Origin of the sequence: Veillonella sp. CAG:933 (assembly GCF_000431435.1) — a bacterium.
GTDB lineage: Bacteria > Bacillota > Negativicutes > Veillonellales > Veillonellaceae > Veillonella_A.
This window is the reverse complement of the sequence record NZ_HF986263.1, coordinates 86914-93107: the sequence shown is the minus strand read 5'-3', so window position 1 is coordinate 93107 and position 6194 is coordinate 86914. Positions and strand designations below refer to the sequence as shown.

The 6194-nt window shown below is 41.7% G+C and carries 5 protein-coding genes and 1 pseudogene (1 of these 6 running past the window's edge); 4 read left to right on the top strand and 2 right to left on the bottom strand.

Translation table 11 applies throughout. From position 1 onward, the window contains the following. A protein-coding gene (locus QZL64_RS14485; RefSeq protein ID WP_441351098.1) for a M20/M25/M40 family metallo-hydrolase crosses the window boundary here: on the bottom strand, nucleotides 1-816 show its 5' portion. It extends 165 nt beyond the left edge of the window; 816 of the gene's 981 nt are visible here — the first part of the coding sequence; the start codon lies at nucleotides 814-816; its stop codon lies off the left edge, out of view. A 289-nt stretch (nucleotides 817-1105) separates the two neighbouring features. Beyond that, a complete protein-coding gene (locus QZL64_RS14480; RefSeq protein ID WP_296309746.1) occupies nucleotides 1106-2272 on the bottom strand; it encodes a Na+/H+ antiporter NhaC family protein in 1167 nt (388 codons plus the stop codon). Here QZL64_RS14480 and QZL64_RS14475 point away from each other — a divergent pair. The 4 genes and pseudogenes from QZL64_RS14475 to QZL64_RS14460 all read left to right on the top strand — a co-directional run. Next, nucleotides 2250-3143: pseudogene (locus tag QZL64_RS14475) on the top strand (aldehyde dehydrogenase family protein); the annotation flags it as partial. The gene QZL64_RS14480 and the pseudogene QZL64_RS14475 overlap by 23 nt on opposite strands. A 246-nt stretch (nucleotides 3144-3389) precedes the next feature. Continuing rightward, nucleotides 3390-4676: an L-cysteine desulfidase family protein gene (locus tag QZL64_RS14470; protein WP_021842665.1), complete on the top strand. Its 1287-nt coding sequence runs from the start codon at nucleotides 3390-3392 to the stop codon at nucleotides 4674-4676. 95 nt (nucleotides 4677-4771) lie between these two features. Continuing rightward, a complete protein-coding gene (locus QZL64_RS14465; protein ID WP_021842664.1) occupies nucleotides 4772-5326 on the top strand; it encodes an NAD(P)H-dependent oxidoreductase in 555 nt (184 codons plus the stop codon). A 319-nt stretch (nucleotides 5327-5645) separates the two neighbouring features. Next, nucleotides 5646-6176, top strand: a complete 531-nt coding sequence (locus QZL64_RS14460) for a nitroreductase (RefSeq protein ID WP_021842663.1) — start codon at nucleotides 5646-5648, stop codon at nucleotides 6174-6176. Nucleotides 6177-6194: the final 18 nt, after the last annotated feature.

The window sequence follows — 6194 nt, the reverse complement described above, 5'->3', positions numbered from 1 at the left end:
GGCTGCCGCCATATTTCCGGCATCGGATGCTCCGCCTAAATGCACTTTCCCAAATTCATCAAAACCGTTATCTTTGGCAACTGTATTAACAAAGTCTAGTAAACGAATCGCTTCTTTGGTTTCTTGAAGTGGCAATAATTTAGCGCGGTAATACGTTAACTTTGACTTTGTTCCTTCAATAAACGTTTCATCAGTAATTTCATACATAGAGTCCATAATACGTTTTGCTTCATTTTCATTTGTCACTCGCACATCGAACACGACTTCACAATGATCTGCAATGCCACTGGTGTGCCCACCACCCTTTATAACTGCCGTTGTAACCGTAGTTCCTACGGATAAGTCAGTGAGTTCAATAATTTTCTGAATCTTATACACGGCTTCATTAATTGCATTACGACCTTTCAAAAAATCATTACCGGCATGACCACCTACCCCGTCAACACTCAAATAATAGGTAAATTGACTTTTCTTCTGAGTACATAAACTATTATTCATTTGACCGGTTTCCATGTTAAAACAACAGAGTGCCCCTTTTGATTCAGCCGTTAGTATTTTATCGCCGTCATTACCGACATGATCGGATTCTTCTTCACCTACAACAATAAGTTTAATCGGGTGCTCCTTATACTGTATAAAGTTTAACGCTTTTGCAACATATAATGCAATAATTAAACCGCCTTTCATATCAAGCACACCGGGTCCAAAAATTTTCCCGTCTTTAATGACAGTCGGATTTTCACCGCCAAAGCTACCGGTATAATGTACTGTATCACAATGGCCGGAAAATATAATCGGTTTCCCCGGTCGATCCATCCCTAACTCGGCAATCATAATACCACAACGGTCATCGGCAACCTCTCTGAATCTACACGCAAAACCTTCTTTTTCCAACTGCTGTTGCAACCACGTTCTGGCTTTTAATACATTATCTTTTTCTTCAAAGTGCCCCTCTAAATCAGCAAACGTTCTTAAATCCTGTACCATGTCTTCCTTATGTTCATCAATAGATGTAAAGATTTTCGCTAATTGATTTTCCATGATAAATTACCTCCCAAGAACAGACTGTCAAATACCCAATCGAAATTAATACCTGTTGCTATACCTAACTTTTACTCATCTTAGCCAATAAAGATTTATCCAAATTAAACCCTGTAATCAACAATATAACGATTAAATAAAGTGGCATACTGACATAATATTTAAACATCGCAACCGGATCTACACCTAAAAAGCCGGTAACGGTAGCACACATTACTGTAAACGGTACGAACATAGAGAACACTAAACATCCAACAGTGGCAGCCCGTGTTAAATCCAAGCGATTCAAACCTGCTTTATCATAAACAGTTGTCATAATATTGCCTGTAAAAACTTCAGAGAAACTGGCCGAAGATGAGAAATTTGCCAAAAATCCCAATACAATTACGCATACAACTCCACTTAAACGACATTTAATTTTCTTAGTTAGTGGAACTACCAATACATCCAGTACATTACATAGCTTTAGTATTCCAAATAAACCAAATGAGAAGATAATTAAAACTGCTGTTCCCGTCATACTCGAAATGCCGCCTCGACTGAATAAAGTTTCAATTAATTTATTATCCGAAACTAAGTGATAGCCGCCCCATACCGCACTAACAGTATTTACGATACTTTGCCCTTGAAATACTACAGCCACACCTATAGCACTTAGAATACCAATTAAAATGGCCGGTATCGCCGGAAATTCAAAAATCAACAAGCCAAACACCAAAATCACCGGTATAAGACACCATACACCTAAATTGTAGCTATCTTCGATGGCAATAACTAAATTGCTTATAGTCGATGTATCAGCCATCGGTACATCCCCAAACCCCCCCATAAACGCATAAAATGCGAAGGATATAAGAATAACCGGAATTGTCATAGGCAACTGAAAAATTACACTTTTAAAAACATCTACATTCGTTGCACCGGCAATAACATTAGGAGTATCAGATAAAGGTGACAATCCATCACCAATAACGGCAGCACAAAGAATAGCACTGGCGGCCCAATAGGTATCAATTCCCATGCCGGCCGCAACCCCCATAAGGGCCACCCCAATTGTCCCACAGGTACCGAAACTTGTACCCGTAAAACAAGCACAAATAAAGGTAATCGCAAACGCTGTTGCTAAAAAATATTGAGGATTTATCATTTTTAACCCTAGAGCCGTAATATAAGCAATGGTACCACTGGCACACCAAGCACCAATTAATCCACCAATAATTAATATTATCACCGGTAAAGGCTCTAAATCGGGTCAATATATTTTGGATCATCCGGGCTTTAGCAAATTGGCCTTCACCGGTTCTACGGAAGTGGGTCTCAATGTATATAAAGCCGCCTCGGAACGTCTCATTCCGGCAACTTTGGAATTGGGCGGTAAATCGGCCAACATTTTCTTTGAAGATGCCAAATGGGATATGGCCTTAGATGGCGCTTTGCTCGGTATTTTGTTCAATCAGGGCCAGGTATGTTGTGCCGGCGCCCGTATTTTTGTCCAAGATACCATCTATGATAAATTTGTTGCCGACTTGGCCAAACTTTTTGACAAAGTTAAGGTCGGTATGCCTTGGGATGACACCACCGAATTGGGCGCTCAGATTTACGAAGAACAAGTTAAAAAGATTCTTGATTATGTGGAAATCGCGAAAGAGGAAGGGGCTCGCATTGCGGCCGGTGGTGTTCGCATAGTGGATGGTGAGTTTGCCAAAGGCTGCTTTGTTCGGCCAACTTTGATTGTGGATGCTACTAATGATATGCGCGTAGCACGGGAAGAAATTTTCGGACCGGTAGCCGTTGTGATTAAATTCCACAGCGAAGAAGAAGTAATTAAGATGGCCAACGACAGCATTTATGGTCTCGGCGGCGGTGTTTGGACACGCGATATCAACCGTGCCGTGCGTGTTGCACGAGCTATTGAAACCGGCCGTATGTGGGTGAATACATATAACGCGATTCCGGCAGGCGCACCGTTTGGTGGCTACAAACAATCCGGTATCGGCCGTGAAACCCATAAAGTTATCTTGGATCACTACAGCCAGAAGAAGAGTATTATCATTAACCTGGGTGAAAAGCCATCGGGTCTTTATAACTTAGATACTAAATAAAAGTCCATAGGATAGTCAATGAATATAATTTGAAAGTGAACCCTATTAACAATCGTCAAGTGGTTGTTAATAGGGTTCTTTTACGTCTTGAAAAAAATAAATGGTTAATTATCAGGGTAGATTGTATAATTAAATGAAGAGTATGATGTTCTATAAATTGTGAGTACGATGTTCCATACATTGTGTGTTTAAATATATTCCTGAACTAACAAGAAGCGATTCTTTATTTAATTCAAGTGAGGCCTTATGTTAACCAAAAACGAACTTTTAGAGTTGTTGCATAAAGATGTAGTACCGGCGCTTGGTTGTACGGAGCCGGTCTGCGTGGCTCTTTGTGCCGCTACAGCAAGTGCTGAATTAACGGACCCGATAGTACGGATTGAGGTAGAAGTCAGTCCCGGCCTTTATAAGAACGGCATGTCAGCCGGTATCCCGAATTGTGAGCACGTAGGCTTGCAGTATGCCGCGGCTCTTGGGGCTTTTTTAAAAAATCCGAATAAACGCATGGAATTATTTGAGGATATTACGCCGGATGTATTAAACGAGGTAGACGAACTCTGTAATAATGATGGTGTAATCGTTCAAATTAATTCGGAAGAAAGCGGTATATTTTCAAAATGCACTGTTTGGACTGCAGCGGAGCAAGCAACGTGTATTATTAAAAATGCTCATACGAATATTGTTTTTTTGCAAAAAAATAATGAAACAATCTTAGATTGTCGAGGCGGTCAACGTCTAAAACAAGACGATATATTGGTTGAAAAGCTAAAAGCCATGACCATTGCCCAAATGAGAAATTTGGTTGACACCGTGTCCGAAGATGAGTTGTTATTTTTGCTGGACGGCGTTGTGATGAATGAAACGCTGGCGGCCTATTCCAAATCCAATAAGATTGGTGTAGGCTTAGCAGATTCTATGCGAACAGGGGCAGGCCAAAAGTTGTTGTCAAATGATATAATGTCACGAATTATGGTGAAAGTTACCTCGGCAGCGGAAAGCCGTTTGGATGGCTGTTCTATGCCGACTATGAGTAGTTCGGGGGCCGGCACCAAAGGCTTGGTGGTTATTTTACCGGTGAACGAAATGGCTGATGAATTGCAAGTTTCCGTATTAAAACGCGTGCGTGCCCTGGCGTTGGCGCATTTGGTAAATCGGTATATTAATGCTCAGATTGGTAAATTATCACCCATGTGTGCTTGTGTATTGGCATCGGCTACGGCCGCGTCAGTGGGAATGACATATTTACTGGAGGGTACGAATGAAGAGCTCGGCTATGCTGTACGCAATATGACGGGAACTGTCACCGGCATGATTTGCGATGGCGGCAAGGTTGGTTGTGCCTTGAAGGTAGCCAGTGGTTCAGTGGCGGCCTTTATGAGTACTATGGCTGCGATTAATGAGGCCCCGTTGCGAGTGAGTGACGGTATATGTGCCGAAACGCCGGAGGATTGTATTCGCAATATGGCACGTATTGGGCAGGAGGGCATGAACCGAGTCGATGCGACCATTTTAGATATTATGAGAGAAAAATAGAGTAACGATAGGAATTTTTTTCAAAAGAAGGAAAAAGCCCCCTTTTTGCCGAATCTGTTGAATATAATTGTATTGTATGGGTAAAGGAGTTTGGGATGAAAAAAGTATTAGTTGTTTCCGCGCATGATACCGTAGTAGATTCAGTAGCGAATAAGTATATTTTGGAAGATTTGAAGGCAAAATTGCCGAATGCTGTGTTTGATGATTTAGATGCACAGTACGCCGATTTTAATTTTGATATTAAAGCGGAACAGGCTAAATTGGAAGCCGCTGATATCATCGTGTTGCAGTACCCGTTCTATTGGTACTCTATGCCGGGGTTAATGCATCGTTGGATGGAACAGGTTTTCCAACACGGTTGGTCTCACGGTACATCCGGCCACGCGTTGGAAGGTAAAACATGGATTGCATCGTTTACAACCGGCGCGCCTGCTTTTGCCTATAGCCGTGAGGGCATGATGCGTTTTGAACTGGAAGATTATTTGGCACCATTTAAATCTATGTGTATTTTGACCGGTATGCACTGGGGCGGCTTTGTGGCGACGACCGGCGTGTCTTATGGCGACCGCAAACCGGAAAATGAAGCGGCTACGCGTGCTAAATTGGCGTCTCACACTGAAAAGTTGATGGCTTTATTGGCTAAAGCGTAGGTAGAATAATTACATGTCCTATCACCCAATTATATCTTTTGAATATAGAGGCAACGTGGCAACATGTGCCTCTTTTTTCTTGGGATATAAGAGTTTTCTTCTATAACCCTGTGCATTATTTAATCCAAAGTAAAATCTGTTTTCGTAGGAGAAGAAAAAAATTTTGCTTGAGTGGACAAATTTTGTCAATTTTTGTTTGAAGTTGGCCTTAATTCTTATTATAATATATTTATGAGATAGAAATTATTTCCGGTACATTTCATGTTAGCCGGAAGGGATGCCGTAATTCTAGTATAATCATGTAAAGCGAGGGATTATTATGCATGATGCAGAACATTTGATACAACTGTTAAAAACTAGACGGAGTGTTCGTAGTTTTAAGTCGGATGCGGTGCCTGCGGAATTAATAGATCAGATTATTGAAGCAGGTTTGTATGCGCCTAGTAGTATGGGGAAACAATCGGCCATTATTGTGGCTGTAACGAATAAAGAAGTTCGGGACCGCTTATCGGCGATGAATGCCAAGATTTTCGGTACCGAAAGTGATCCGTTTTACAATGCACCGGTAGTGCTGGTGGTTTTGGCGTCAAAAGAACGGCCACCTTATGTATGTGACGGTTCGCTGGTTATGCAAAACCTCATGCTCGCTGCTCATGCGTTAGGTCTCGGCAGTTGCTGGATTCATCGTGCCAAAGAAGAGTTTGAGTCACCGGAGGGGAAGGAACTTTTGAAGTCGCTTGGGATTGAAGGGGATTACGAAGGCATCGGTCATTGTGTCCTCGGTTACATTGACGGTGACACGCCAAAAGCGGCACCACGCAGAGAAAATCGGGTATATTACGTAAAATAAAGTTAAAGGATAAAATAT